17 protein-coding genes and 1 pseudogene are annotated in these 26,967 nt (G+C 70.4%); 8 read left to right on the top strand and 10 right to left on the bottom strand.

Annotation, left to right across the window (positions count from 1 at the left end; translation table 11 throughout):
* Positions 1 to 28 precede the first annotated feature (28 nt).
* Positions 29 to 2,071 carry an NACHT domain-containing protein gene (locus AB0C03_RS27880; protein ID WP_357639886.1) on the top strand — a complete coding sequence of 681 codons (2,043 nt, stop codon included), beginning with the start codon at positions 29 to 31 and terminating at the stop codon, positions 2,069 to 2,071.
* A gap of 162 nt (positions 2,072 to 2,233) precedes the next feature.
* Here the strand turns inward: AB0C03_RS27880 and AB0C03_RS27875 are convergent, their stop codons facing one another.
* On the bottom strand, positions 2,234 to 2,926 hold the full coding sequence (locus AB0C03_RS27875; protein WP_307857737.1) for a TetR/AcrR family transcriptional regulator: 693 nt from the start codon (positions 2,924 to 2,926) through the stop codon (positions 2,234 to 2,236).
* Between the two features lie 138 nt (positions 2,927 to 3,064).
* On the opposite strand from AB0C03_RS27875, the gene AB0C03_RS27870 reads away from it, so the two are divergent.
* Positions 3,065 to 3,748 (top strand): DUF4386 domain-containing protein, encoded by a 684-nt coding sequence (locus AB0C03_RS27870; protein WP_357639883.1) that lies wholly within the window; start codon positions 3,065 to 3,067, stop codon positions 3,746 to 3,748.
* A 159-nt stretch (positions 3,749 to 3,907) separates the two neighbouring features.
* On the opposite strand, the gene AB0C03_RS27865 is transcribed toward AB0C03_RS27870, so the two are convergent.
* Positions 3,908 to 5,221, bottom strand: a complete 1,314-nt coding sequence (locus AB0C03_RS27865; RefSeq protein WP_357639880.1) for an aspartate aminotransferase family protein — start codon at positions 5,219 to 5,221, stop codon at positions 3,908 to 3,910.
* A gap of 85 nt (positions 5,222 to 5,306) precedes the next feature.
* On the opposite strand from AB0C03_RS27865, the gene AB0C03_RS27860 reads away from it, so the two are divergent.
* Positions 5,307 to 6,194, top strand: a complete 888-nt coding sequence (locus AB0C03_RS27860) for a LysR family transcriptional regulator (RefSeq protein ID WP_030330966.1) — start codon at positions 5,307 to 5,309, stop codon at positions 6,192 to 6,194.
* A gap of 29 nt (positions 6,195 to 6,223) precedes the next feature.
* Here AB0C03_RS27860 and AB0C03_RS27855 read toward each other — a convergent pair.
* From AB0C03_RS27855 to AB0C03_RS27835, 5 genes and pseudogenes are all read right to left on the bottom strand, one after another.
* A pseudogene (locus AB0C03_RS27855) lies at positions 6,224 to 6,556 on the bottom strand (hypothetical protein); the annotation flags it as partial.
* A gap of 23 nt (positions 6,557 to 6,579) precedes the next feature.
* Positions 6,580 to 7,623 carry an extracellular catalytic domain type 1 short-chain-length polyhydroxyalkanoate depolymerase gene (locus AB0C03_RS27850; protein ID WP_357639877.1) on the bottom strand — a complete coding sequence of 348 codons (1,044 nt, stop codon included), beginning with the start codon at positions 7,621 to 7,623 and terminating at the stop codon, positions 6,580 to 6,582.
* Positions 7,624 to 7,672: 49 nt separating this feature from the next.
* Positions 7,673 to 8,353, bottom strand: coding sequence for a GOLPH3/VPS74 family protein (locus AB0C03_RS27845; protein WP_030330961.1), 681 nt, complete (start codon positions 8,351 to 8,353; stop codon positions 7,673 to 7,675).
* Positions 8,350 to 9,069 (bottom strand): ABC transporter permease, encoded by a 720-nt coding sequence (locus AB0C03_RS27840; protein ID WP_030330959.1) that lies wholly within the window; start codon positions 9,067 to 9,069, stop codon positions 8,350 to 8,352. Before AB0C03_RS27840 ends, AB0C03_RS27845 begins: the two co-directional genes overlap by 4 nt.
* A gap of 27 nt (positions 9,070 to 9,096) precedes the next feature.
* Entirely contained in the window at positions 9,097 to 9,978 is an 882-nt protein-coding gene (locus AB0C03_RS27835; protein ID WP_030330958.1) for an ABC transporter ATP-binding protein, read from the bottom strand.
* 107 nt (positions 9,979 to 10,085) lie between these two features.
* Here AB0C03_RS27835 and AB0C03_RS27830 point away from each other — a divergent pair, with 107 nt between their 5' ends.
* The 3 genes from AB0C03_RS27830 (at position 10,086) to bla (ending at position 12,868) form a co-directional block, all read left to right on the top strand.
* Positions 10,086 to 11,228, top strand: a complete 1,143-nt coding sequence (locus AB0C03_RS27830; RefSeq protein ID WP_357639872.1) for a sensor histidine kinase — start codon at positions 10,086 to 10,088, stop codon at positions 11,226 to 11,228.
* A complete protein-coding gene (locus AB0C03_RS27825) occupies positions 11,225 to 11,827 on the top strand; it encodes a response regulator transcription factor (RefSeq protein ID WP_030330954.1) in 603 nt (200 codons plus the stop codon). The genes AB0C03_RS27830 and AB0C03_RS27825 overlap by 4 nt, the downstream gene beginning before the upstream one ends.
* 132 nt (positions 11,828 to 11,959) lie before the next feature.
* Positions 11,960 to 12,868, top strand: a complete 909-nt coding sequence (bla, locus tag AB0C03_RS27820) for a class A beta-lactamase (protein ID WP_400446905.1) — start codon at positions 11,960 to 11,962, stop codon at positions 12,866 to 12,868.
* 107 nt (positions 12,869 to 12,975) lie between these two features.
* Here bla and AB0C03_RS27815 read toward each other — a convergent pair whose 3' ends face one another.
* Positions 12,976 to 13,896, bottom strand: a complete 921-nt coding sequence (locus AB0C03_RS27815; RefSeq protein WP_357639866.1) for a serine hydrolase — start codon at positions 13,894 to 13,896, stop codon at positions 12,976 to 12,978.
* Positions 13,893 to 14,804 carry a helix-turn-helix domain-containing protein gene (locus tag AB0C03_RS27810; RefSeq protein WP_210858096.1) on the bottom strand — a complete coding sequence of 304 codons (912 nt, stop codon included), beginning with the start codon at positions 14,802 to 14,804 and terminating at the stop codon, positions 13,893 to 13,895. The genes AB0C03_RS27815 and AB0C03_RS27810 overlap by 4 nt, the downstream gene beginning before the upstream one ends.
* Positions 14,805 to 14,952: 148 nt before the next feature.
* On the opposite strand from AB0C03_RS27810, the gene AB0C03_RS27805 reads away from it, so the two are divergent.
* A complete protein-coding gene (locus AB0C03_RS27805) occupies positions 14,953 to 15,819 on the top strand; it encodes an NmrA family NAD(P)-binding protein (protein ID WP_210864584.1) in 867 nt (288 codons plus the stop codon).
* 46 nt (positions 15,820 to 15,865) lie between these two features.
* On the opposite strand, the gene AB0C03_RS27800 is transcribed toward AB0C03_RS27805, so the two are convergent.
* The gene (locus AB0C03_RS27800; RefSeq protein WP_357639863.1) at positions 15,866 to 17,062 is read right to left on the bottom strand and encodes a D-alanyl-D-alanine carboxypeptidase family protein; all 1,197 of its coding nucleotides are present in this window, start codon (positions 17,060 to 17,062) and stop codon (positions 15,866 to 15,868) included.
* Positions 17,063 to 17,621: 559 nt separating this feature from the next.
* On the opposite strand from AB0C03_RS27800, the gene AB0C03_RS27795 reads away from it, so the two are divergent.
* A complete protein-coding gene (locus tag AB0C03_RS27795; RefSeq protein ID WP_357639861.1) occupies positions 17,622 to 26,966 on the top strand; it encodes a Tc toxin subunit A-related protein in 9,345 nt (3,114 codons plus the stop codon).
* Position 26,967: the final 1 nt, after the last annotated feature.

Below are 26,967 nucleotides of genomic sequence, written 5' to 3'. Positions count from 1 at the left end.
CGTCCTGGCCAGCAGAAGGAGCACGTCGATGAGACCGGGTAGCCGGCGTCGGGTTTTGCGCTGGACAGCTGGTGCCCTGGTCACGCTGCTGAGCGCTATTGTCGTGGTGACGACTGCGACGTTCGTGCCTGCCTACATGGCCGACAAGACGTTGAGCAACAAAGCTGGATACCTTGGCACAATTCTGGGCGCCGTCAGCCTCCTCGCCTTTCTGGTGCAGCAGTTGATTGGCTTGGTGCGTCGGGATAAGCCAGCCGCCGTGATCGAGCAGCTCAGATCGGAGCTCCTCCGTGAACTCAGTGCCCGGCTCCGGCAGCTTCGACGTACATCGGAACACATCGCACTGAGTTACCGGAGCGCCGGTGAGTCATCGGATGTGCAGCTGGAGGCGCTTGCGCAGGCGGCACTACGCGGACCTCAGCGTGCTGTGCTTCTGGGCCATCCCGGTCGCGGGAAGTCGTACACCGCGCTGCAGGTTGCCCTGGAGATCCTGAAACAGGATCCTGCGGTCGTGCCGCTGGTAGTCCCGGCTGGCCGCTGGATTGATGGCGAAGAGATCGACGCCTGGCTTCCAAAGTTCATTGCGACCGAGTTCAACGTATCCCGTGGCTCAGCCCAAGACCTCATCGAGTCGGGCCGAATCTTCCCGGTGCTCGACGGCATTGACGAGCTGTGCATCGATGAGACGACCGTTGAGCCTGCCGAGCGACTGCTGCGCCAACTCGCCGAGTGGCGGTTGCGCGAGGAGCCGGCCCGCTTTCTGGCCACCTGCCGGCGAGCCACTTGGAGTGCCCTCGATCAGAATCTGCGCGACCATTACACCCTGCAGGTGTACACCATCCGACCCGTCGGCTATGCCGAGGCGACAAGGTATCTGTCCCGGTCCATTGGCGGCGCGGACGTTTTCGCCCAGGCGCTCGACCTGGCGACGTCACTGCAGGATGAAGGCCGCGGAGCTCTGCTCGCCAGCCCCTGGCAGTTGAGCCTCATCGCGGAACTGGCCAGGAATCGCCTGGCTACGCATCGCACTGACCCTGGCCGCACGTTGGTCACGACGGGAGAGACTGCCAATGCCGCGTCCTTGGTAGCGAACTATGTGGAATCCGTCGGCACCGTCCGGGCAGCACTTCCGATACGACTGCGAAACGTGCTCGACCTGTGGTGGTTGTCGCATTACGCTAAGTACCTAGAGCTAAATCGGTCTTCGCAGAGGGTCGTGGCAGGGCGCACGTTGCCTGCGCGCGACATTATTCTGCACCGGCTTTGGCCGGTCGCCGGGCGGGCAGCGTTGGCCACGGATTTCATCTTGTGCGTGCTGCTGTCTGTTCCAGGGTTCGTCTGGGCGGCCATGTTTCTGTGGGATCGTGGTTGGATAGCACGTGGTGGACTTCTGTTCGGCGCCGCCGTCTGGTCGGCCATGCTCATACGAACAAGCACGAAGCCGTGGATGCCGGCCGCTACGCCGGACTGGTCACGGCTGACCGACCTGAGGTTCTCGCTGCGTCAGACCGCCACCGCACTGGTCATTGCGGTGGCGGCATGGCTAGTGCTAGGCCCGTGGATAGCATTGATAAGTTTCGTCACTGCCTGGCTTGCGATCGGTTTGACAGTCGGCTTCGGCCAGACTCTGGCGACGGACACCAGACCCGAAATCGTCGGCCCGTTGGGCGTCCTGCGCCGGGAGCGGACGGTGTCGCGACTATCGGCCGCCGTCATGTTTCCGATCCTGGCATGGGGCTTCAGCCTGCAATGGGGTGTGCTGTTGGGTGTCCCTCTGGCATTGCTCTACTGCGCGGTTGTCGGCGAGACGGTTGCTTGCGCGCTATGGCGGCGCTACGTCGCTATGATCGTCGCCTCGGCGTTCCGGCTACCGCTCGCCCCTGCTCGATTTCTGCAGCGAATGTGTGGGCTCGGATTTGTTCGCGTCGCTGGAATCGCCTACCAGTTCCGTCACGATGAGCTTTTGCGATACTTCGCCAACAATTACGATGTGCGTGACCATTTCCGGCGGTCATGGCGAACTGAGGCGCCGCAGCCGTATCGGACTTCACCGCGACCGGTGGTCGAGTAGCGTAGGCGTTCTTCATGAGGTCCAGCGAGCATCGCGGGTCGGTTAACGTCAACGACTACTGATCGGGCCACCGGCCGATGTCGCCGGTCCGCCGCAGCATGCGAGCAGCCGAGTCGTGGCGGCGGGTTCGCCTTCCACGCCTCGGCCGCCGGCGGTTCGTGCTCAGGCGCGGAGGCGTTCCAGCCCGCCCAGGATCAGGTCGAGGGTGAACTCGAACTCGGTCTGGCCGTCGCACCAACCGAGGGTGGGGTCGGTGACGTCGTGGATCTCGGTGGCCACCATGGCCGTCAGGTGCGGTAGCGCCTCGGCCATCGCGGCCAGGTCCGCCTCCGCAACGTCGTCCTCCATGCTCCCGCCAGCCGACGACGGGCTGAAGATCTCCTGCGCGAACCCGAGCGGCAGGCTGCCGAACGCGTGCATCGCCCGATGCGCGAGGCGGTGCGAGAACCCTGCGCCGAGCAGGGTGCCCACGATCCCGTCGTAATAGGCGTACAGACCGACGGGGATGGTGCGACGCGAGCCCAACAGCCCGGGCATCCACGGGTGACGCAGCATGATCTGACGCGCCGCGAGGAACTGCCGGCGCAGCCGCGTCCGCCAGTCCTCGTCCCCACCGTTCGTGGCGTTGCCACCAACCGCCGCCGCACCGATCTCGGCGACCACGGTCTCCACGACGCCGTCGAGGAGCGCCTCCTTGGCGGGCAGATGGTGGTAGAGCGACATGGCCTCGACACCGAGATCGGCAGCGAGCCGACGCATCGTCAGCGCCTTGACCCCCTCAGCGTCCGCAAGGGCAACCGCCGCCGCCAGGACGCGCTCGCGGCTGAGCGGTTGCCGAACTGCCTTCGCTGCCACCTGCCCCACCACCTCTTGCCAGCACCTTACATCGTATGGTTGCCTTACGTCGTAAGGTTGATGGTCGGAGCGCGACCACCACCACGGCGGTACGGCCCCGAAGGAGCCACCATGCCCGCGCTTATCCGTACGGCCCGCGTGACCGGGCTGCTCTACCTCGCCCTCGCCTTCGCTGGCGCACTGGGCTTTCTGCTCATCCGGCCGCGACTCTTCAGCGCCGAGGACCCCAACGCGACGCTCGCCAACCTGGTCCAGCACGAATCACTGGCGCGCGTCGGAGTCGCCTTCGAGCTGCTCATCGTCATCAGCCAGGCCCTCGCCGCCGCATGGTTCTATCGACTGTTCCGCACCGCGGACCGGCTTGCCGCCAGCGCCATCGCCGCCTTCGGTCTCATCAACGCGGTCGTGGTCCTCGTCAGCGCGGCACTGCTCGCCACGGCCGTCGACCTCGCGCTCGATCCGGTCGGCGACGCGGCGGCCACCGTCCAACTTCTTTACCAGACCAGCGGCAACCTGTGGGGCGTCGGAGCGTTGTTCTTCGGCCTCTGGCTCATCCCCATGGGACGCTGCGTGCTCCGCTCGAACTGGATGCCCCGCCCGCTCGGCTGGATCCTCGTCGGTGGCGGCATCGGATACCTGCTGAGCGCATTCATCGGATACCTCGCCCCTGACGCACAGGCCATCGCCGACGTTCTGGTCGCTCCCGCGACGATCGGTGAGTTCTGGATGATCGGCTACCTACTGACGCGCGGCGTTCGCCGCCACGCATACGACCAGGCGCCATCCAACGGGCAACCGCAGGCCGCGCCGATGACCGTCTAGCCGCGCCTCCCCCCACCGACACCAACCCCATGCCTGCGGTTGGCAACCAGTGACAAGAGGCGATCATCGCTCGGTCGTATCTGTGCAGCTCAGCGCCTATTCCTGACCGGAAACAGCACGCGCGACGCGTTGTCGTCGTCACGAGCCCCGGCTGGAGTGTCAGGGTGTGAACCGCGGCGCCACGTCGGCGAGCGCGTGGTCGAGGATTTCCAGGCCCAGGTCCAGCTCCGCGTGGCTGGAGGTGAGCGCCGGCGCGATGCGGAAGACGCCGCCCATGGCCGGCAGCTGCACCACGTTCATGTGCAGGCCCAGCTCCAGGCAACGTCCTGTCACTGCGGCGCCCAGCGCGTCGGCCGGTCGTTTCGACTCCCGGTCGCTGACCAGTTCGAGTCCGACCAGCAGACCGCGGCCGCGCACGTCGCCGACCACCGGGTGGCGCTGGCTGATCTCCTCAAGGCCCTTGCGCAGGTACGAGCCCAGGTGCGCCGCCTGTTCGTCGAGCCGGTCGGCTTCCAGCACGTCCAGGACCGTGTTGCCGACCGCGGCCACCAGCGGGTCCGAGACGTGCGTGGTGAAGAAGAGGAAACCGCGCTCGTGCGCCGTGTGCTCGATCTCCGGGCTGGTCACCACGGCGGCCAGCGGCAGGCCGGCGCCGAGCGTCTTGGACAGGGTCAGGATGTCCGGCACGACGCCGTCACGCTGGAACGCGTACCACTCTCCGGTGCGGCACAGGCCGGTCTGCGCTTCGTCGAGGATCAGCAGCCCGCCCCGCTCGTGCACCTTGTCGCGCAGCGCCGCGAGGTATCCCGGCGGCAGGTCGATCACCCCGCCGGAGCTGAGGATCGGTTCGACGATGCACGCCGCCAGGCTGCCCACCGACTGGGCGTCGAACAGCTCGAACGCGAACTCCAACTGATGCCGCCAGTCCAGCTCGCCGCTGGGCAGGGTGAAGTCGGGCCGGTACGCGTTCGGCGTGGGGATCGCGAAGTTGCCGGGCGCCGCGGGCCCGTACCCCTTGCGCCCCGAGCTGTAGGTGGCGCTCGCCGCAGCCTGGGTCATCCCGTGCCACGACCGGGCGAACGAGATGATCTCGTGCCGGCCGGTGACCAGCTTCGCCATTCGGATCGCCGCCTCGTTGGACTCCGCGCCGGTGGTGAGCAGGAGGACCTTCTCCAGCGGCGCGGGCAGCGAGCCGGCGAGGCGGCGGGCCAGTTCGACCACGGGCCGGCTCAGCATGCCACTGAACAGGTGGTCGAGGGTGGCTGCCTGCCGTTGGATCGTGGCTACGACCGCCGGGTGGGAGTGGCCGAGGATCGCGCTCATCTGCCCCGAGGTGAAGTCGAGCAGGCGGCGGCCGTCGGCGGTGAAGACGAAACTGCCCTCGGCGCGGTCGATGATCTCACGTACGAAGGTGCCAGCGCCGCTGTAGCGGACCAGGTGACGATCGGCGTCGGACCAGAACGAATCAGCCATGGACCGACGCTAGGCAGTCCCGGATAGGTACGTCCATCGCACATTTTCGCTGTCGCTGTTAAGCGGAGCCGTACAGTCGGGGGTCATGACGCTGAATCCCTGGCGGCTGCGCCTGCTCGCCGACCTGGCGACGTTCGGCACTGTTCGGGCCGTTGCGCAGCGCGGCAACCTGAGCCCGTCGGCGGTGTCGCAGCAGCTGGCCACGCTGGAACGGGAGACCCGCACCGCGTTGCTGGAACGCACCGGGCGGCGGGTGCGGCTCACCGCGGCTGGAATGTTGCTTGCCGGCCGGGCTCGGGAGATCCTCGCGGCCATGGACGCGGCCGAGGCAGAGCTGCGCCACCTCGCCGAGGAGCCGGCCGGCACGGTCACCGTGGCCGCGTTCCAGAGCGCCGTGCAAGCCCTCGCCGAACCGGCGCTTGCCCGTCTTGCGACCCGACACCCGGACGTGAGCGTGGTGTTGCTGGAGTTGGAGCCGCACGAGAGCATGCCGGCGCTGCGTCGCGGCGACGTCGACCTGATCATCACGACCGCCGATTTCGCTGGCGCCGAGCTCTCCCCGGAGATTTACCTGGTGCCGCTCGCCACCGACCCGGTGGTGCTGGTGCTGCCCCCGGAGCATCCGCTGGCCAGCGCCGAATCGGTCGACCTGGAGGCGTGCGCGCAGCAGCGCTGGACGTTCGACGTCGCGGGCTCGTACATGTCCGAGCTGTCCACCCGGCTGTGCCGGGAGGCCGGCTTCGAGCCCGTGGTGATCTGTCGGTTCAACAACTACATGCTGGCGCTGCGGCACGTGGAGAATGGCCGCTCGATCACCATGCTGCCGAAGCTGGCGGTGGACCCGCGATACCGGGTGGTGACCCGACCGCTGAACCCGCCGCTGACCCGGCGCATCACCGCCGGGGTCCGGCGAGCGGCCGCGTCGCGCCCCGAGGTGACCGCCGTGCTCAATGCCCTGAGAGCAGGTGACTGACCTCGGTGTGCAAGCGCCCGTCGGCGGAGGTCGTTGTCGCGCCACAGGTTCACCCACCGCCAGCCGACCCGGTCGGCGATCTCGTGAATGACCTCGTCGCTGATGCAGGCGGGGAAGAGCCGGGCGTACAACCGGCGCAGCGGGGAACCGTGGGTCAGCAGTGCGATCCGGTCGGTGACCCGTGCCGGCAGTTGCGGCACGGTCGCGGCGAGCAGGACGGAGCCGTGGCTGTGTCCGGTGAGGACCACCGCGTTGCCGGAGTTGACGAGGTGGGTGATGCGGCAGGTCAGTTCGGGAACGGCCCGCTCGGCGTAGCACGGTGGCGCGAAAGGGTGCGCGGCTCCGGGCCAGAAGGTGCCGAGGGGCACCGTCCGGGCGGCCGGGCTCATCGCATCGGGTGGCGCTTGGCGAACTCCCACACGATCGCGCTGGCGTCGGGGCCGGCGTGATCGGTGTAGCGGCCGTCGCCGTCCGGTCCCGGCCACGCGTGCCCCATGCCCTGGACGCGGTACGCCTCGACGACCGAAGAGCCGTCCGACGCCGTGATCGTCGAGTGCGTGTACGCGTGCCGACCCTCGGCGGCCGGCACGGACACCGTCTTCTCGGTCGGGTCGAGGCTGCCGTTGGGCAGCCCGTCGTCCACGAGGTCGCCCACCGCGGTCCAGTGGGCGACGAGGCGGGTGGCGACCAGGGGCGGCACGACCTCGTCCCGCTCACCCTGAATGATCAGCATCGGCACACGGCGGGCCCGCTCGCCCATCTGGGCCCTGGCCTGACGTGCCGTGTCCAGCGGCGACATCGAGCCCGGGTCGTCCGGGTCGACCTGGTTGAGCCCGTACTCCCCGCCGGCCACCGAGGTCACCGTGGCGAAGACGTCGGGGTGGGTGGCGGCGAGGATGACGGCGGTCCCCGCGCCCGACGAGGCCCCGGCGACGTGCACCCGCGCGGGATCCGCGTCGTACTCCTCGACCACCTGGCGGGCGACACCGGCGAGCAGTGCCGGCTCGCCGGTGTGCCGCTGTTGGTCCCGGGCGTCGCCGGAGTTCCAGCAGGCGATCACGTTGCGCGAGATCAGTTGTGTGGGATAGACGACGATGAAGCCCTCCCGGTCGGCCAGGCGGTTGAACTGCGTCGTGGACTTCATGGAGTTCCACCCGTAACCGGTCATCGCGCAGCCGTGAATCGCCATGACGACCGGCAACCCGGCCGTCCCGACCTGGTGGGGCGGAACGTGGACCTGGTAACGCTGCGACCCGGCGGCACCGGTGTAGACGTGGTTGCGGTCGCCGTCGTCCATCTGCCAGGGCAGGCCGAGTTGCAGGCCGGCGACGCCGAGGCTGGCGGCGGCCACGACGGTGACAAAGATGCCGGAGACGATCCGGAGCCATCGTCGTCGTGGACGACGCGGCGGGTGCGGCGGCGCGGTCACGCGGGCCTCCTTTTCCGTACGGGATCCAGCTCAGCTGGACGCGGTCGGGCTAACTTCGCGGAAGGACAGAGATGGCCACGATGGCGCTGTTGACGACGGTGGCCGTCACGGTGCGGGTCACGGCTGCCGCCGCGGCGTCGGCGCCCCAGTCGCCCTGTTCGAGTTCCTTGGCTCGGTTGATCACCGGTGCGGTCCACGGGATCTCGCGGTGGAACTGCGGGAGCGTCCCGCTCGCCGAGAGCAGCGCCGTGAGCGCGGCGACCCGGGCCTGCGGCCGCGCACCGTCCACGAGAACCTGCCGAACCTCGGCGAGCAGGCGGGCCCGTCGTTCGGTCCGGCCGTCGCGCAGGGCCGTCGTCCGGAACAGGCCGAGCACCTTGCGGGGCTCCTGGTCGATCTCGCCGCGCGCGACGAGCCGCTGCAGGACCGGCTCGCGCAGGACGGGACCGATCGCGGCCAGTGCCGTCTGCACCCCTCGGGGTTTCTCGGCGAGGTAGTCGTAGGCCGGGCGGAGGAGGCTGTCCGACGGTGGGTGACCCGGCACGCCGCTGACCCGCCCCCGGTCCGTCGTGGTCAGGTGCTCGTCGAGGGCGAGTTCGGCGAGGACGGCTCCACCGAGGACGTAGAAGAGGGTGTTCTCGCCGGCGATGGTCCCGGACCTGGGTTGGAACAGGAGCAGCAGGAGGTCTTCGACGAGGGTCGGGGTGTCCGAGCGGGATGCGGTGGTCATCGTCGGGGCTCCCAGCGGAAGAGGCGGGTGGCGAGGTTGACGGCGATGACGACCCAGCCGAGCGTGGGCGCGAGCAGGAGCAGGGAGTCGGTGACGGCGACGCCGCCGTTCCAGGCGTTCATGATCAGTTCGGTGGCCGCGCCGCCGGGCAGCAACCGCTTGAGCCAGGCGAGGTTCTCGGTGCCGGAGATACCCACCCAGGTGGTCACGGCGATCACCCCGAGGGTGACGGGGAGGGTGGTGACCTGGGCGTGTTCAGGGGAGTTCGTCAGCCCGGCCGTGGCCAGCGCCAGGCCGATCAGCATGGCCAGGGTCGCGAGGATCGCCACCACCAGCAGGGCGACGTTCGACGGTCCACCCGCGACCACGGCCAGGGCGGTGAGGATCGCGGCCACCTGCACCGCCGCGATGACGAGTACGGGCAGCAGTAGGCCGGCGAGGATGCCGGGGTCGCTCTCGGCGGTGGAGCGCAGCCGCTTGAGGAAGAGGTTCTGCCGCCGGGAGGCCAGGGTGGTGACGGCCGTGGCGTAGAGGCCGAACGCGGCCACGGTGAACGTGACGATCGCGGCGATGTAGCCGAGGCTCCCGAGGGCGGCGTACGTCTCGTGCTGACGCACGAAGAACGCGCTGACCGCGACCGGGATGATGAGGCTGGTGATCAGTATCAGTCGGTTGCGGAAGACCTGGATCAGTTCGCTGGACGCGATGGACAACACGGGTGAGGCTCCTTCGGGATGCGCGGATCAGTTGCTGATGGCGCGGAAGACGTCGTCGAGCCGGGTCGGCCCGGCCGCCAGGTCGCGCAGTTCCACGGCGTGGGCCTGCGCCCAGCCGAGCAGCAGGTGCAGGTCCTTCTGCAGCTCGAAGGACTCGACGGTGACCTTCCCGTCGACGTCCACGTCGGCCTGCAGCGGTAGCGGCGGCATCGGTGTGGCGAGGGAGAAGCGGATCACGCCGGGGAGGGTGCGGGTCAGCTCGGAGACGGTGCCCTCGCGATGGAGGACGCCCTGGTGCATGAGCCCGATCCGGTCGGCGCGCTGCTGCGCCTCCTCCAGGTAGTGCGTGGTGAGCACGATGGTCGATCCGTTCTCCCGGAGCCGGTCCACCGTTGCCCAGACGGCGTCGCGGGACTGGATGTCGAGGCCGGTGGTCGGCTCGTCCAGGAAGATCAGCTCCGGGGTGCCGTAGACCGCGGTGGCGAAGTCCAGCCGCCGCTTCTCCCCGCCGGACAGCTGCGAGACCTTGCGCCCGGCCCGGCCGGTGAGGTCGACCAGGTCGATCACCCGGTCGACGTCGTCGGTGCGCCGGGTGAGCCGGCCGATCAGGCCCACAGACTCACGGACGGTGAGATCCGGGGAGAAACCGCTCTCCTGGAGCATGACGCCCATTCGGGGACGTGTCGCCTGCCGGTCGTCGGGGCGGTGCCCGAAGACGCGTACCGTGCCCGAGGTTGGCCTCCGGTGACCCTCGACGACTTCCAGGGTCGAGGTCTTCCCGGCTCCGTTGGTGCCCAGCAGTGCGTAGAGCTCTCCGGGGCGTACCTCGAAGGAAAGATCCTTCACGGCGTGGAAGTCACCGTAGGTGAGGTTCAGCCGTTCGACTTCGATGACTGGTGTGGTGGACATGCACCAATGACAGCGCGGGCGGAGCCGTCCCGTCAGTGGCGCCGTGTCATCACCGCATGTGACGTGGTGTCACTGGTCGTGGCGTCCGGCTGGCCGATACTGGTCTGGTGACCGCCAGCTCACCGCGCTTCACCGAGTCGACGCAGGGAAGGCTGCGCCGGCTCAATCTCGCCACGTCACTGCCGCCGGTGGTGTTCGCCGCGGTGGTCCTGGTCTACACCGACATGCGTACCTGGTGGCACCTGATCATCCTCGCGCCGGGGGCCGCGGCGGCCCTGGTGGCCTTCGAACGGTGGACGGCCAACGACCTCGCCCGGGTCGTGCTGCCCTGCCTGGTCGTGGCCGCGGCGGTGTGGCCACTGGGAGTTCTGGTGAGCGGCAGCCCCAACGCCTACTGGGGGTTCTGCGCGGTGGGCTCCCTCGGCATGCGCGAGGTGCGACGGCACCGGAAGCTGGTGCTGGCCGGGCTGTTCGGCTATGTCGCGGCGGTCGGCGCGGCGCGGTTGCTGGTGCAGCGGAACGACATCGGCCACGTCCTGGTCACCTACGTTCTCATCCCGACCGTCCTGACCATGCTCGTGACGGTCTTCACCATCGTGGGCGAGCGGTTCTACGACCTCATCCGCGAACTCGAACAGACCCGGGAACGTGAGGCGGAGCTGGCCGTGGTCCGGGAGCGCGTGCGGTTCGCCAGCGACCTGCACGACATCCAGGGCCACACCCTGCACGTGGTCAAGCTGAAGATCGCCCTGGCCCAGCGACTGCTGCTCCGGGACACCGCCCGGGTGGAGCAGGAGCTACGGGAGACGTATGCGCTGGTCAGTGACACCATCGCGCAGACCAAGGAACTCGCCTACGCACAACGACGGCTCAACCTCACCGCGGAGATCGAGAACGCGAAGAACCTGTTCGAAGCCGCCGGCATCCGGGTCCGGGTGACCCGGGAAGCCGAGGTCGACACCCGCGCCAGCGAACTGCTCGGCCAGGTGCTGCGCGAGACGACCACGAACATCCTGCGGCACGCGCAGGCCAGACAGGTGCAGATCACCCTCTCCGAGTCGGGCATCACCATCGTCAACGACGGGGTGAGCGCCACCGCGCCCCCGGAGCTGCGCGGGCTGGCGGCGCTGCGGCAACGGGTGGCGGGCGACGGAGGCGAGCTGACCGTGCACCAGCAGCAGGGGACCTTCCGGACGGCGGCGACGTTCCCCGCCGCGCGTGCCGAGACGGAGCGGGGTGACGGCCGATGACCACAATCGTGCTCGCCGACGACGAGGCGCTGCTGCGCACCGCTCTGGCCGCGCTGCTGCCGATGGAGGGCGACGTCACCGTTCTCGCCGAGGCGTCCGACGGCGAGACGGCGGTCGAGGCCACCCTGCGGCACGAGCCCGACGTGCTGGTCATCGACCTGGAGATGCCGGGCGTGGACGGTCTCGGCGCGGTCGCCGAGATCCGCCGTACGCGCCCGGAGCAGGTCGTCCTGATGCTGACCCGGCACGCCCGCCCCGGCGTGCTGCGCAAAGCACTGAAGCTCGGCGTCCAGGGCTTCGTCAGTAAATCCGCCGAGCCGGCGCACATCTCCTCGGTCATCGCCACCCTGCACGCGGGCAAACGCTGGATCGACCCGGACGTGTCCGCGCTTGCCGTCACCGAGGACAACCCCCTCACCGACCGTGAGGCCGACGTCCTGCGGGTCACCGGCGAGGGCTACTCGGTCGCCGACATCGCCGCCCGGCTCCACCTCGCCCCGGGCACCGTCCGCAACTACCTCTCCAACGCGATGCGCAAGACCCAGACCCGGACCCGCCACGAAGCGGCCCGCTACGCCCGCGAACACGACTGGCTGTGACCAGCAGGTGACCATGTCAGATCAGCATGGACACCGTCGTTTCCGTCTTCGACCGCATGCCGGATCCCTGCCACTGTCGAATCCTGTCCGACCGGCGCGCCCGCGTCGGACCCACGACACCGACAAGGAGCGATCATGATTCGTGCGACACACCGTCTGGTGGCCGCGGCGGCAGTGGTGTCCCTCGCCGCTTGCGGCCCCGCCGATGCCGCCGAGCAACCGGCCGACGACCCCGCCGCGACGGCCACCGCGTCCACCGCCGCCGACCCGAGCCCCGACTTCCGGCAGCTGGAGAAGAGGTTCGGCGCACGGCTGGGGGTCTACGCGATCGACACCGGCACCGGCCGCACCGTGCGGTACCGGGCCGACGAGCGGTTCGCGTACGCGTCGACGTTCAAGGCGTTGGCCGCCGCCGAGGTCCTCGACGAGACCACCGACAGCGAGCTGGACCGGGTGGTGCGGTACTCGGCGGACGACCTGGTGACCTACTCGCCGATCACGGAGCAGCACGTCACCGAGGGCATGACGCTGCGCGCGATCGCCGACGCGGCCGTGCGGTACAGCGACAACACCGCCGGCAACCTGCTGTTGCGCCAGCTCGGCGGACCGCAGAAGTTCGAGAAGGAACTGCGCGAGGTGGGGGACAAGGTCACCGATCCGGCGCGCTACGAGACCGAGCTCAACGAGGCGAGGCCGGGTGATCGGCGGGACACCAGCACCGCGGCAGCCCTGGCTGAGGATCTGCGGGCGTACGCCGTGGGAGACGCCCTCGAACCGGCGGACCGCGACGTGCTCAACGGTTGGTTGCGGGGCAACACCACCGGCGGCGACCTGATCCGCGCCGGTGTGCCCGACGGCTGGGTCGTGGGGGACAAGACCGGTGCCGGCGGCTACGGCACCCGCAACGACATCGCGGTGATCTGGCCTCCGGACCGCGCGCCGATCGTCCTCGCGGTGCTGTCCAGTCGCGACCAGAAGGATGCCGACTACGACGACGCCCTGATCGCCCAGGCGGCCGAGGTCGTGATCGGCACGTTGTAGGTCCACCGACTCCGGTGACGCGGCCTGCTGGTCCTCGGCGCCGTCAACATCGCCATGGTGGTGCTGGTCTGGCTGCGCGAGCGGCGAGCCCGGGCCACCAGCGCGGACTAACCCCACCAGGGCAGGGTGCCGGTCCTCAGGTGATCGTGCAAACTCCGGGCGACCTGGGCCATCGTCGCCTCGCTGCCGGGCTGTGCGACGGCGGGGACCCGGGAGGCGGTGAGCGCGGCGACCGCGTACGACTGCCCGTCGGCATGATCCACCACCCCTACCTCGTGGCGCAGGTGCAGCAGCGTGCCGGTCTTCGACGACCAGCGGGACGCGTCAGAGGTGAAGTCGGGGGCGAGTCGCTGCCGGTGCAGGTTGTCCGCCAGCAGAGCGCGTACGCGGGCGGCGGTGTTCTCGTGGATCGTCGAGGGGCGCCACAGGGCGTGCAGCAGGTCGACGAAGGCCCGTGCCGACCCGGCGTTGGCGCGGGTGACGTCGAGCTGGGCGACGGGATGGCCCTGCCCGGGGGTCGCCGCGCCGATGGCGAGGGAATGCGCCAGGTGCGCGTCGTCGGGGCCGAATCGTTCCGCCGGCGTCTCGGCGAGGTCGCCGACCCGGTGGCGCACGGCGATGCCCTCGATCCCTAGTCGCCGCAGCTCGGCGCTGACCGCAGCCGGCGGGACGAGGTCGAACAGGGCGTCGGCGGCGACCCCGTCGCTGACGGCGGTGCTCAGGTAGAGCAGGTCGTCCACGGCGACCCGCGCGGGATGGCGGAAGCGACTGATCCCGGTCGGGCCTGGTGTGGTGATCCGACCGGGCGCGACGTCGACAGGTGTCGCCGGGTCGAGTTCCCCGCGCCCGACCCGCTCCAGCACGGCGACCGCCAGCGGCACCTTGACCAGTGACGCTGTCGGGTACGGGGTGTCGGCGTCGAAGCCGATCTCCTGGCCGGTGTCGAGGTCGCGGACGAGGAAGGCACCGCGTAGTCCTGCCTCGTCCAGCAGGTCACGCGCGTTGCGTACGACGGTGGTGGCGCTCATGTCGCAGTCCCTTCCGGCCGGTCACCGGTTGTGCCGTCCCCGGCCGCACCCAGGCATCGTGCGATGTCCGCGTACAGGACGGTGCGGAGCTGGTCGAGGTCCTCGCGTGCCCCGGCGGCGACGGCGTACCCCCGTACGAGTCGCAGGCCGGCGAGGGGGCACCAGTGCAGCCCGAAGTCGTCGGCCTGCTGACGGGAGCACAGCAGCAGATCGGGGGAGCCGAGGGCCGCCGCGGCGGCGTCGACCAGGGATGGCGCGATCGACACCTGGGCCGGTGCCAGACCAGTCGACTGGCCGGCGCGGGTCAGCGGATCCCGCAGGTGCGCGACGTCGTCCTCGGGCTGGATCAGGATCCGGCGGCGTGCCTGCGTTCGGGCGCGGCCGGTGCGCAGCGTCTCCAGGAACACCGTCGGTGCCGGGAAGGGAGTCCGGGCGGCCAGCCCGAGCGGCACCCGCCAGAGCGCCGTCGCCTCCGGAACCGCCACGATCCCGGTACCGACCTCAAGGGTCTGGCAGAGCCGTGCGCGCTCCTGCGGACCAGCCGGCCGTACCTCCAGGTGGATCCGCTGCCGTCGGGCGGCGGCCACCAGGGCGGCGAGGCGGTGCGGCGGGCAGATTTCGGGCACGGCCACCCGCAGCGGCCGCAACCGGGCCCGCTCGGCGTCGTCGGCCATGGCGTCGGCGAGGTCGACCAGGCGTCGCGCTGTCGGCAGCATGTCCTGCCCGAACGGGGTCAGGCGGACCGCGCGGGAGGTCCGGTCGAACAGCCGCGACCCGAAGTGCTCCTCCAGGGCGGCGATGCGGCGGCTGGCCACCGACTGGGGGATTCCCGCTGCGGCGGCACCGGAGGTGAAGCTGCCGTGGCCGCTGACGGCGACGAAGGCCCGACACGCGGCGACGATGTCCATCCGCCGAACCTATACCCGGAACGCATGGACAAGGCCACAGGGATCACGATGGGCATCGTTCGGCGGCGCCCGAGCCGCCGGACCGCCCCGCATCGTCAGGGTCGGCGATACGATCCAGCAGGTGCCGAACCGGGGAGGAGGGCGCAGGATGCGGACATCAACGTCGGCTGCCGCGATCCGGGTGCTGGTGACCGGGGTACGCGGCAAGACGGGCGCACCGCTGGCCGAGCTGCTCGTGGCACGGGAGGGCGTCGAGGTGCGCGGCGGCACCAGGGATCCGTCCCGTCCCGGCATCAACGGCGTCCAGCCCACCGCCTTCTCGTGGGACGAACCGTCCGGTTGGGCGGCGGCGACCGACGGCGTCGACGCGGTCTACGTGGTCCGGCCGGACCGCGCGGACGCGCCGGAACTCATCGGTGCGCTGCTGGCCGAGATGGCGCCCCGGACCAAGGTCGTGCTGTTGTCCGACAAGGACGGTGGCCATCCGGGCGCTGACCAGCCGGGGCCCGCAGGCTGGGCGCCCCGCGTCGAGCGCGCGGTCCGCGACAGCGGGCGCCAGTGGACGGTCCTGCGGCCGGGCTGGTTCATGCAGGTCTTCACCGACCCGCGCTTCTACCGCGGCCAGATCACCGGTGCCGGCGAGCTGCCGTTTCCCAGCGGCGACGCTCTGGTGGCCTGGATCGACGCACGGGACATCGCGGCCGTCGCCGGGCGGGCTCTGCTCGATCCCGGGCACGCCGGTCAGACGTACCAGATATCCGGTCCGGAGGCCCTGTCGTTGCCGCGTACCGCGGAGTTGCTCTCCGCCGCGGCGGGACGTCCCGTGACCCACCGGGACGTGACGATCGACGAGGCCGTTGCCGGCTCCGAGGGCTTCGAACGAGACCTCTCCGCGCTGACGTTCGAGCGTGTCCGCGCCGGCGGCTTCGCCGAGGTGACCGACACCGTCGAACACGTCACCGGCCGTCCGGCGCGTACGCTGCAGACCTTTCTCCGCGACGCCTTCCGCTCCTGAACCACGGTCCTGGCCGCCGACGGCCCGAGCTGCGGCGAAGGTCCCCTCATCCCGATGACGGCTTGGTTGCCGCCCGCGCCGCCCTTCGCCGCACGGAACCCGCCAGGAGCAGGACGGCCAGGACACCGCCGGCGCCGGGGCCGAGGATGGCCATCCACGACATCGACCGTCCGGTCCGAGCCTGATCGGCTTTCACCTGGGAGACCGGACGGTCAGGCTTCTTCTCGTCCGGGCCGACCAGGCGGCCGACCGACGCGTCGGGGGAGAGCGCGAAGCCCCAGTTCAGCAGCGCCGCCGCCTCGCCCAGGCTGCCCAGCGGCGCGGTCTCCGCGCCGAGCAGGGTCACGGCGAGCCGTCGTCCGTTGCGCTCGGCCACCCCCACGTACGTCTGCCGTGCCAGGTCGGTGAAGCCCGTCTTTCCGCCGAGCGTCCCCGGGTAGCGGTCCAGCAACGTGTTGTCGTGGGTGAGGGAGAGGCCGGGCCGTCCCGGCCCGGCCGGTATCTCCGCCACTCGGGTGGCGACGTACCGCCGGAAGTCCTCGCGGGCGTAGGTGGCCCGCGCGATCAACGCCAGGTCGTATGTGCTGGTGTACTGGCCGGGACCGTCCAGGCCGGACGGTGTCGCCGCGTGGGTCTGGTTCGCGCCCAGCCGGTGGGCCTCGTCGTTCATCGCCTGCACGCCGCCCTGCCGGCCGGTGCTGCCACCGCCGACACGGGCCAGCACGTTGGCGGCGTCGTTTCCCGACTTCAGGAGAAGCCCCAGCCACAGGCTCTCGATCGAGTACCGGCCGCCCGGCACCACCCCCATCACCGAACTGGCCGGATCGAGATCGCGCAGATCCGCCCGGGTCACCTCGACCACCTGCGTCGGGTCGAGGTGCGGCATCAGGGCCGCGGCGAGCAACATCTTCTGCACGCTGGCCGGCGTGCGGCGTTCGTGCGGTCCGCAGCCACCCAGCACCGCGCCACTGTCGAGGTCGGCCACCAGCCACGAGGTGGCGGTCACCGCCGGGGCGTTCGACGCACCGGCCGGAATGGACAGTCCGGCAGTGGCCAGCGACTCACCGCCCACGGCCAGGTCGGCGGGGTCGACCGGCGGCGGAGACGGTGCGGGCGGTGGGGCAACCGGCGGCTTCACGGCCGGGCAGGGCACGTACGGCGCGGCCAGTCGCGCCGGTGACGCGGGCACCACGGCGGGCGTGGTCAGACTGAGCGCCACCGCGACAACGCAAATGATGGTCACGTCAAAGGACCGTAATCGCCAATGATGCGGGCATGGCCCGGTCGCAGAAAGTGGTCCCGGGAGGGCGGGTATTCCCGGCCTTGGCCCGGACGGCACTGCTTCTATCGCCTTGTGCCGTTTCGCGCGGCTCCGAGGGCCCATGGGAACGGGCGTGCCAGCGATGTTTCGCTCATGACGTCGAAACGGATGTGAACAGGCATCACCAGCCCCTTGTACTCCGGCGAGACCTCGGTGTGTACGAACGCGACGAGTTCTGTGGTCCGGAAGCCCGGGGCGAACTCCACGCGTTTCACCGGGTCGCCGCAGGAGAGGCCGCGCCGGCTCGGGGAGCCCTTCGTCAGCGAGTACGCGTCGAGCCCATCGCCGAAGCGAGCACCAGTAGTCAGGTCCGCCACCGGCCGTACCGGCAGTGCCCGCCGCCGTTCATCCAGACGGGCAGGCGGATCTCGGACAGTGCGATGCTCCCGGGCTGCTCTGATCCGCAGGATGCCGGGTAGCCCCCGGTCGCACCGGCGTCAGTCAGCCGCCGTCGCCGGCTGCTGGACGATCGGAGATGCTCATGACCAGCCCGTTGGGCTCGCGGCGGCACCGCCCCAGCGACGACGTCCGGCGGCTGCACGCCGCGTTGCTGCGGATGCCCGTCGACATCGCCACCGACGAACTCGTCGACGCCCGGTACGGGCCGACCACCCGCCGCGGGGTGGCCGAACTCCAACGGGCGCACAAGCTGCCGGTGACCGGCGTTGTGGACGGGGCGACCCGGGACGTGGTGCAGATGGTGCTGGCCGAGCCGCCGTCCCGGTTCGTGGTGGTGGGCCGGGTGCGTTGGGCCGACGGGCGGCCGGCGAACGCGCTGACGGTCGGCGCGTTCGACCGGGACCTGCGGCACGCCGAGCAACTCGGCGAGGCGAGCACCGGGGACGACGGGCTGTATCGCGTCGACTATTCGCGCGACCAGTTCACCCGCTCCGAGAAGCAGTCCGCTGACCTGTTCGTCCGGGTGTCCGCAGGCGATCGTCTCCTGTCCGACCCGCCGCTGAGCGCGGTGCTGTTCAACGCTCCCGAGCTGGCCGTGCTCACTGTGGATCTGTCCGGGGGTGGGGAGCGGGAACGCAGTGAGTACGAGCGGATCCTCGCCACGATCGTCCCGTTGCTCGGCGAGGTGCCGTTGTCCGAGCTGCGGCAGGACGACGAGGCCGAGGATGTGACGTTCCTGGCCGCCGAGACCGGACTGCCCGCGACGGCGCTGGCGCACTTCGGGGTGGCGCAGAAGCTGGCGGCGTCGTACAAGCTGCCGGCGATGTTCGGCTACGCGCTGCTCGCCGAGCGGACGCTGTTGACCGCGAGTCGTACCGGCGCCGCGCTGGCCCGGTTCGACGTCGATCTGAACACCGAGCTGCGGCCGCTGTACTACGACATCGCCCTGCTCGACGAGGACACCGTCCGCAACGCCGTCGCCGACGCCGTGCGCCACCGGTACGTTCCCAAGGACCTGCTCGGCGAGCTGGACCGGATCCTCGAGATGCTGGCCCGGGTGCGGTCGGAGGCCGAGGAGTACGTCGCGCAGGAACGGCCGAAGGTGTTGTACGGGCGGGTGGAGCGGTTCCTCGTCGACGGGGCGCACGAGCGGGTGCAGAGTCTCCTCGCCACCGACGCCGCCGGTGACCTGCCCGGGCTGATCGCCCGGCTGGCCGACGCGGCGGCGTTTCCCGACCGGTCGGTCGCCGAGGCGGCCGGCGCGGCGAGCGTGCTGGCCGACGTGTTGGGCTACGACGAGACGATCGTCGACCGGGTCCGCCACCGCGAGGGGATCGAGCGGGCGACCGACGTACGCCGGCTGGCCCGGCTGGCCCCGGCGGACTGGCGCCGGGTGTTGGGGGACAGCACCGCTGATGTCCGGGTCGCCGGTCAGCCGGTCCGGCCGGAGCTGATCGACCTGCACGCCGGCGCGCTGGCCCGCAAGCTGGAGCGGCGCTATCCCACCACTGCCTTCACCGCGCAGCTCGAACGCGATGCGGGCGCCACGGTCGGGACCGCAGCCGACGCCGACCCGGCAGCCGACGCCGCGGGCGGGCGGGCCGACGGCAGCGGCGAGCGGGCCAGCGTGGCTGAGCGCGCCTTCGGTGGGCACCGGGACGCGGTGCTCGAACTGCTCACCGCGAACCCGGATTTCGACCTCGCGACCGGCAACGTGGAGCGGCTGCTGCGCGACCACCCGGAGCGGCTGCGCACCGGTCGACCGGCGCTCAAGGCCGCGCAGCGGATCTTCAAGCTGGCGCCGACGTACCGGCAGACCACGGCGTTGCTGGGGGCCAACGTGCCGTCGGCGGCCCGGATCCACGCCCTCGGCGAGACCCGGTTCGTGGCCACCGCCGTGGACACCGGCCGGTTCACCGACGAGCAGGCCCGGTCGGTGTATCGCCGGGCGGTGGACGTGCACGTGGCGAGCGGTCTGCTGGCCGGCGAACTCCAGAGCGCGGCGCGGGCGCTGCCGGTCCAGGCGTTGGGCGGCTCGGCGGCTCCGGACCTCACCCCGGTCAGCGCCGACTTTCCCAACCTGGCCAGCCTGTTCCAGCTCGCCGACTCCAGCTACTGCGAACCGTGCCGCAGTGTGCACAGCGCCGCCGCGTACCTGGTGGACGTCCTTCAGTTCCTCGGCAACCGGCTGGTCACCGACGCCGACACGCCGGGTCCGGCCACCAAGGTCGCCCGGGACGTGTTGTACGGCCGCCGGCCGGACCTCGGTGACCTGGATCTGAGCTGTGACAACACCAACCTTCCGCTGCCCTACCTGGACGTGGTGTGTGAGCTGCTGGAGGAGGCGGTGGCGCCGGACGCCGGTCTGGCGTTCGCCGGCCCGCTGAGCGGCGGCGTCGATCCGGTGGAGGCGCCGTCGGCCGGGCTGCTGAGCCTGTTGCAGGGCCAGGGTTGGCCGTTCACCGACCGGTCCCTGGTGTATGAGCCGGACCTGGCCGGGGCCCGCGTGGTACGGGACACCGGCGTGGTGGCCAAGGCGACCCCGGACGGGTCCGGTGGGTGGTTGGTGCGCCGACTGCGCCAGAGCACCGGCACCGCGGCGGAGTTGGCGGCCGCGCCGCAGTACGTGAACGGTGCCGCCTACACAGTGCTGGCCGGCAGCCGGTACGCGTTCGCCCTGCCGTTCGACCTGGCGCACGAGGAGACCCGCAGCTACTTCGCCCAGTTCGAGATCCCCCGGGCCGATCTGATGCGGGCGCTGCGGCGGCCGATCGGCCCGAGCGACGAGGCCATCGCGGCCGAGGAACTGGGGATCAGCGAAGCGCAGCGGAACCTGGTGGTGAATGCCGACCCGGGTGCGCAGGACGACATCTGGAACACCGCGCCGCTCGGCGCTCTGGGCGGCATCGCCCGGGTGGACAATTTCCTTCCTCGGGCGCGCCTGGACTATCGGGAGCTGACCGAACTGCTGGCGTTGGCCTGGGTCAATCCCGGGAACGTCATGTTCGTCAAGCACCTGGACACCGGGTCCGATCTCAGCGCGAAGCGGATCCAGCAGCTCACCGACGCGCGCCTGGACCGGATCCACCGGTTCCTGCGCCTGCTGCGCGCGCCGGCCTGCACCGGCTGGACGCCGCAGCTGCTGGACCGGGCGATCCGGGCCGACGCGCTGGGCGGTGGCGCCCTGGACGACGACTTCCTGGTCACGGTGGCGGCGCTGCACCGGCTGGCGGCGCGGCTCGGGCTGCCGTTGCCAGTGGTGGTCGACCTGTTCGCGCCGCTGGACGAGTCGCGCTACGCCGAGGTGTTCCGCAACGCGGCCAACGGCCCGGTCCTCGCGGCGTTCGAGCCGGCCAACGTGCTCGCCAACGAGCAGGCGGAGCTGACCACACCCGGCTCGGGTGCTCCGCTGTCGGCGCACGAGGCGTACCTGGCGACCTGCCTGGGTGCCACGACGGCGGACACCGCGCTGCTGGTGGCCGACCTGCCGGCCCCGGCGATCGTCAGCAACGCCAACCTGCACGCGGTGTACGCCGGCACGCTGCTGGCCCGGGCGCTGGGGCTCACCGCCGCCGAGTACCTGATCATGAAGGATCTGATCGGGTCGGATCCGCTCACCGCACCGGCCACCGCGCTGGTCTTCGTCGAGCGGTTCGACGCCGCCCGGGCCGGCACCGGCATCCGCCCGGCGGATCTGCGCTACCTGCTCCGGCACGAAGCCGACGACCTGGCCGTGCGGGACCTGCCGGACGAGACGTTGACGGCGGTGCTCACCGGGTTGCAGGCCGCCTACCAGAGCGCGTACGCGAGCACCCGGCCCGCTGTCGACCCGGCGGCGCCGCCCGAGGAGAACCTGCCGGGGATGCGGGCCCTGCTGGCCACCGTGCCCGGAATGACCGAGGCGGACCTGGCCGGCTTCGTGTCCGTCGTGGACGGCAGTTGGACCGATGCGGCGGTTACCCCGGCGCAGTTCGTCGACGCGAAGCTCGCCGCCCTGGTGGACACCACACCGATAACGGCGGCGATCGTGGCCAACCCCACCGAGGCCCAGCAGACCACGCTGCTGCTGGCCATCACCACGGCGCTGTCCAGCTACGCGTACACCCGTACCAAGCAGGAGCTGGCGACGACGGCGGTGGCCGACACCTTCGGGTTCTCGGCGGACGCCGCCACCACGGTGCTGGCCGGTGCGGAGCTGACCCGGCCGCTGCTCGCGGTCCTCACCGACGACGCGCTGGTGGACCTGGTGAACGAGCCGCCGGCGCCGCCGGCGGTCACCCCGGCCGGGTTCGACGAGCAGTACCGGGCCCTGCGCCTGCTGCACGTGCTGAGCCGGCTCGTCGACCACCTGACGGTGCCCGACGCCGACCTCGGTTGGCTGCTGACGAACGCCGCGCCGCTCGGCTGGCTGGCCCCGGACCGGGTGCCGTACCAGACCGGCCGGCCACCGGCCCCGTTGGCCGACTGGATCCGGTTGGCCGCCGGGGTCGAGCTGGCCCGTGCCTACCCGCCGGTGGCGAACCCGCTGGACGCGGCCGCGCCGTGGACGGTGTACGGGCTGTTCGACCTGGTCCTGGCGGCCGGCACCACCGCCGCGCAGGTCCACACCCATCTGGCGCAGCTCGGTGGTTGGGACGTCACCACGCTGGCCGACCTGGACACCCACCTCGAACTGTCGGCGGCGAACCTCACCGCGTACCGGTCGCCGGTGACGGTCCAGCGGTTGGCCGAGGCGCTCACAGTGCTACGCCGGCTGGGCCTGCCGGTAGCGGCGGCGGTGCCGCTGGGCCAGCCGGTCACCACCGCGGCGGACGTGGCCACCATGCGGCAGGCCCTGAAGGCGCGGTACGCCGAGGCCGAGTGGCTCGGGGTGCTCCAAGGTGTGCAGGACCGGCTGCGGGTGGCCAAGCGCGACGCGCTGGTCGCGTACCTGCTGGCCGAGAACCCGGCGCTGCGCGACACCAACGACCTGTACGACAACTTCCTCATCGACGTCGAGATGGGCGCCTGCATGGCGACGTCGCGCATCGTGCAGGCGCACGCCACAGTGCAACTGTTCGTGCAGCGCTGCCTGTTGGGACTGGAACCGGACAGCGTCGCCGCGGTCACCGAGGACCCGGGTTGGGAGCAGTGGGACTGGATGGCCAACTACCGGGTGTGGGAGGCCAACCGGAAGATCTTCCTGTACCCGGAGAACTGGATCCAACCGGAGCTGCGCGACGACAAGTCGGAGTTGTTCAGCGAGCTGGACGACCAGTTGCAGCAGGACGAGCTGACCGACCTGGCGGTGGAGAACGCCACCATCGCGTACCTGGAGAAGCTGGACGACCTGGCACACCTGGACGTGATGGCCTGCTACTACCAGCACGACAGGCATCTCCTGCACGTGTTCGCCCGCACCCGGGGCGGCGACCCGGCGGTGTACTACCACCGGCAGTTCGAGCGGGAGCGGTACTGGACGCCGTGGCGGCGGGTGCCGCTGGACATCGCGGGCGACCACCTGCTCGCCTTCGACCGCAACAGCCGGCTCACACTGGCCTGGCCGGTCTTCACCGAGGAGACGGACACCTCGCAGACCTCCCAGATTCCGGACCCGGACGGCATCCCGCCGGGCGGCACGGAGACGGATCGGCCGCGCCGGCGGTGGCGGATCCAGTTGGCCATCGGTGAGCGGGCACAGGACCGCTGGCAGCCGAAGAAGATCTCCAAGGATGCGCTGTACTACCCCGCCAGCGGCTACCAGGAGGACCTGCCCTCGGCGAACGAGTTCACCTGCTTCGCGTACGCGGCCGGGGAGGCCGGCCAGGCGATCAGCGTGCTCACCGGTGTCGAGTTCGTCGGCTCGTTCGCGCTGACCGGCTGCCGGGGCTATCCGGAGCCGATGCCGGGCGGCGGTTCCGGCAGCTTGCTGCTGTCACCGGTGTTCAAGGACACCAAGCTGCTGGCCGAACGGTTCACCGAGCTGGTCTCCCGGACGCAGAACGACCTGGCGATCAGCACTCCGCTGATGGGCGCGTACCAGACGTTGGCGGCGCAGACGCCCGGCCGGTTCCGGGTGACGTACCCCATGCAGATGTCGTTGCTCGACTGGATCATCATGCTGCTGGGGATCTGGCAGAACGCCCGGGGCATCCAGGACCGCCGGCCGGTGCTGCCACTGGGCACCCTGATGCCGTACTTCTACGGCGACTACGACCGCGGTTACGTGATCATCCCGGGCTTCTACGACCGGCGCGCCGAGGACCCGACGGACCGGATCGAGAAGACGTACAGCGACGTGGACCAGTTCGTCCGCGACGTGCTGGCGCTGCTCACCGAATACCTGCGCCGGTACGCCGAGGATCCGGCGCACGACCTCGCTGCCGCCGTGCAGGCGATGACCCAGGACGCCGAATACCACCGGCTGGTCGCCGAGTTCAAGGTCTACGACACCCTCTCGTACGGGGTGAAGTTCGCTAACTTCTACCACCCGCTGCTGTGTTTCCTCCGGGCCACCGTCTACCGCTCGGGCGTGTCGGCGTTGCTGAGCCGGAGCACCCAGCTCACCAACACGGGGTTCGACTTCGCCGCCACCTACCAGCCGCAGCCGGTGGTCGTGTCGCCGTACCCGGTGGAGGACCTGGACTTCGCCGCTGACGGCGCGTACTCGGGCTACAACTGGGAGCTGTTCTACCACCTGCCGTTCGACATCGCGATGCGGCTCAACCGGGACCAGCGCTTCGCCGAGGCGCGCAACTGGTTCCACCACATCTTCAACCCGGTCGGCACGGCCGACGGCGCCACGGCCCCACAGAAGTACTGGGTCACCAAGCCGTTCTTCCAGACCGGGGCGCCCGAGCTGATCAGCCAGCGGATCGGCGACATTCTCACGGCGATCGCGGCGGACCCGTCGGGGGCCAGCATCACCGACCTGAAGTTCGCTGTGGAGCAGTGGCGGGCGAAGCCGTTCAACCCGCACGTGGTGGCCCGCAGCCGGCCGGTCGCCTACCAGTTGGCCGTGGTGCTCGGTTACCTGAAGAACCTCGTCGACTGGGGTGACCAGTTGTTCCGGCAGTTCACCAGGGAGTCCGTCACCCAGGCCACCCAGCTGTACATCCTGGCCGACAAACTGCTCGGGCCGAAGCCGAGCGTGGTGCCGCCGCTGGTCACTCCGGCTCCGGCCACCGTCAACCAGCTTCAGGCCTCTGTGGACCTGTTCGGCAACGCGCTGCTGGACCTGGAGAACCTGATCCCCGACCTGGACCTGCTGCCGCACGGCGGGGCCGAGCTGCCCAGCCCACTGAGCTACTCGGCGCTGTACTTCTGCGTCCCGCCCAACGAGGAGATGCTCCGGCTGTGGGATCTGATCGCCGATCGGCTGTTCAAGATCCGCAACTGCCAGAACATCGACGGGGTGGAGAGCATGCTCGCCCTGTTCTCACCACCGATCGACCCGGGGGCACTGGTCCGGGCCGCCGCCGCCGGCATGTCCGTCTCGTCGTTCCTGGCCGGGCTCGGCGCACCACTGCCGAACTACCGCTTCCGGGTGCTGGCCCAGAAGGCCACCGAACTCGTCGGGTACGTCGGCGAGCTGGGCGGCGGGCTGCTCGCGGCCATGGAGAAGCGCGACGCCGAGCAACTCGCCCGGCTGCGCGCCGGCCAGGAGATCGCCCTGCTCGACGCGGTACGGGCGGTCAAGCTCGCCACCATCGCGGAGGCCGAGGGCAACGTCGCGGCCCTGGAACTGAGCCGCAAGGTGGTGGAGGAGCGGCAACGCTACTACGCCGGTCGGCCGTACATGAACGCCTGGGAGATCACCGCCACGGCGCTGTCGGGGGTGTCGCTGCTCGGCGAGGCCGCGATCGCGGTGGGCTACATCCTGTCCGGCGGGCTGAAGCTGATACCTGACTTCACCACCGGCGGTGCCGGCTTCGGTGGCTCACCCACAGTGACCCTGACCATCGGCGGGGACAAGGTCGGCGCCGCCGCCGACTCGGCCGTGATGACCCTGGAGGCGATCGCCCGGGCGCTGGACAAGGCCGCCGGGATGGCCGCCAACCAGGGTGGCTACCGCCGCCGGATGGACGACTGGGAACACCAGGCGGCGCTGGCCGGCCTGGAACTGACCCAGCTCGACCAGCAGATCCTCACCGGGCGGCTGCACGTGGCCATGCTCACCGACGAGTTGGCGGCGCACGACCGGGAAGCCGACAACGCCCGGGCCACCGAGGAGTACCTGCGCGGCAAGTACACGAACACTGAGCTGTACCAGTGGATGGTGAGCCGGGCCAGCTCCGTCTACTTCGGGGCGTACCAGCTCGCCTTCGACGTGGCGAAGAAGGCCGAGCGGTGCTTCGCGCACGAGTTGGGCAGCGAGGCCACGTTCCTGCAACCCGGCTACTGGGACAGCCTGCGCAAGGGGCTGACCGTGGCCGACGCGCTGCGCCACGACCTGAAGCGGATGGAGGTGGCCTACCTCGACCGGCACAGCCGCGAGCGCGAGCTGACCCGGCACGTCTCGCTGGCACAGCTCGACCCGGCGGCGCTGATCGAGCTGCGGGCCACCGGCAGTTGCCTGATCAACGTGCCGGAGGCGCTGTTCGACCTGGACCACCCGGGGCACTACTTCCGCCGGCTGCGTACGGTCAGCCTGTCCATCCCGTGCGTGGCCGGCCCGTACACCCCCGTCACCGCGAAGCTGTCCCTGATCGCCAACCGGTACCGGACCGGCACCGCGGCCCGGCAGGGCGCCACCAGCGCCAAGGACAAGTACACCGAGGTGCCCGGCGACGACCGGTTCGCGTACAACGTGGGCGGGATCGAGTCGATCGCCACCAGCAGCGGCCTCAGCGACAGCGGCATGTTCGAGCTGAACTTCGCCGACGACCGCTACCTGCCGTTCGAGGGCAAGGGCGCGGTTGGCACCTGGCGGCTGGAACTGCCGACGGCGGTCCGCCAGTTCGACTACGACACCATCAGCGACATCATCCTGCACCTGCGGTACACCGCCCGCGACGGCGGCTCGACACTGCGCGGCCTGGTCGAGGACTCCCTACGAGAGGTGCTCAACGAGATGCTGGTCGACGCCGGCCGGACGGGCCTGTACCAGGCCTACAGCCTGCGCCACCAGTTCCCGGACGAATGGTGGCAGCTCACCCAGCAACAGAGCACCGAACTGACCATCGGCCCGGAGCACCTGCCGTACCTGGCCCGCGATCACCAGCCGGTGGTGGACCAGGTGACCTGGTACGCGCGGGTGGACGGTGATCCCGGGACGTACGACCTCACGGTGGCCGGTGACCCGGTGACGTTGAACCGGGACGCTGACCTGCACCAGTGTGTGGGCCAGTCCGATCCGCTGGTGCTCGGTGCCCCGGTCACGCTGGCGGCCGACCCGGACGGCCTCACCGACCTGGTCCTCCTGTTGCACTACCGGCTCGACGGCTGAG

Source organism: Micromonospora parva (assembly GCF_040649675.1).
Lineage (GTDB): Bacteria > Actinomycetota > Actinomycetes > Mycobacteriales > Micromonosporaceae > Micromonospora > Micromonospora parva.
This window is presented reverse-complemented; position numbering and strand designations above follow the sequence as displayed.

Coding starts and splice junctions, on each gene's coding strand:
- AB0C03_RS27795 (WP_357639861.1), top strand. CDS start 17,622: ATGACCAGCCCGTTGGGCTCGCGGCGGCACCGCCCCAGCGACGACGTC.
- AB0C03_RS27815 (WP_357639866.1), bottom strand. CDS start 13,896: ATGAGCGCCACCACCGTCGTACGCAACGCGCGTGACCTGCTGGACGAG.
- AB0C03_RS27805 (WP_210864584.1), top strand. CDS start 14,953: ATGCGGACATCAACGTCGGCTGCCGCGATCCGGGTGCTGGTGACCGGG.
- AB0C03_RS27835 (WP_030330958.1), bottom strand. CDS start 9,978: ATGTCCACCACACCAGTCATCGAAGTCGAACGGCTGAACCTCACCTAC.
- AB0C03_RS27825 (WP_030330954.1), top strand. CDS start 11,225: ATGACCACAATCGTGCTCGCCGACGACGAGGCGCTGCTGCGCACCGCT.
- AB0C03_RS27865 (WP_357639880.1), bottom strand. CDS start 5,221: ATGGCTGATTCGTTCTGGTCCGACGCCGATCGTCACCTGGTCCGCTAC.
- AB0C03_RS27845 (WP_030330961.1), bottom strand. CDS start 8,353: ATGACCACCGCATCCCGCTCGGACACCCCGACCCTCGTCGAAGACCTC.
- AB0C03_RS27860 (WP_030330966.1), top strand. CDS start 5,307: ATGACGCTGAATCCCTGGCGGCTGCGCCTGCTCGCCGACCTGGCGACG.
- AB0C03_RS27810 (WP_210858096.1), bottom strand. CDS start 14,804: ATGGACATCGTCGCCGCGTGTCGGGCCTTCGTCGCCGTCAGCGGCCAC.
- AB0C03_RS27880 (WP_357639886.1), top strand. CDS start 29: ATGAGACCGGGTAGCCGGCGTCGGGTTTTGCGCTGGACAGCTGGTGCC.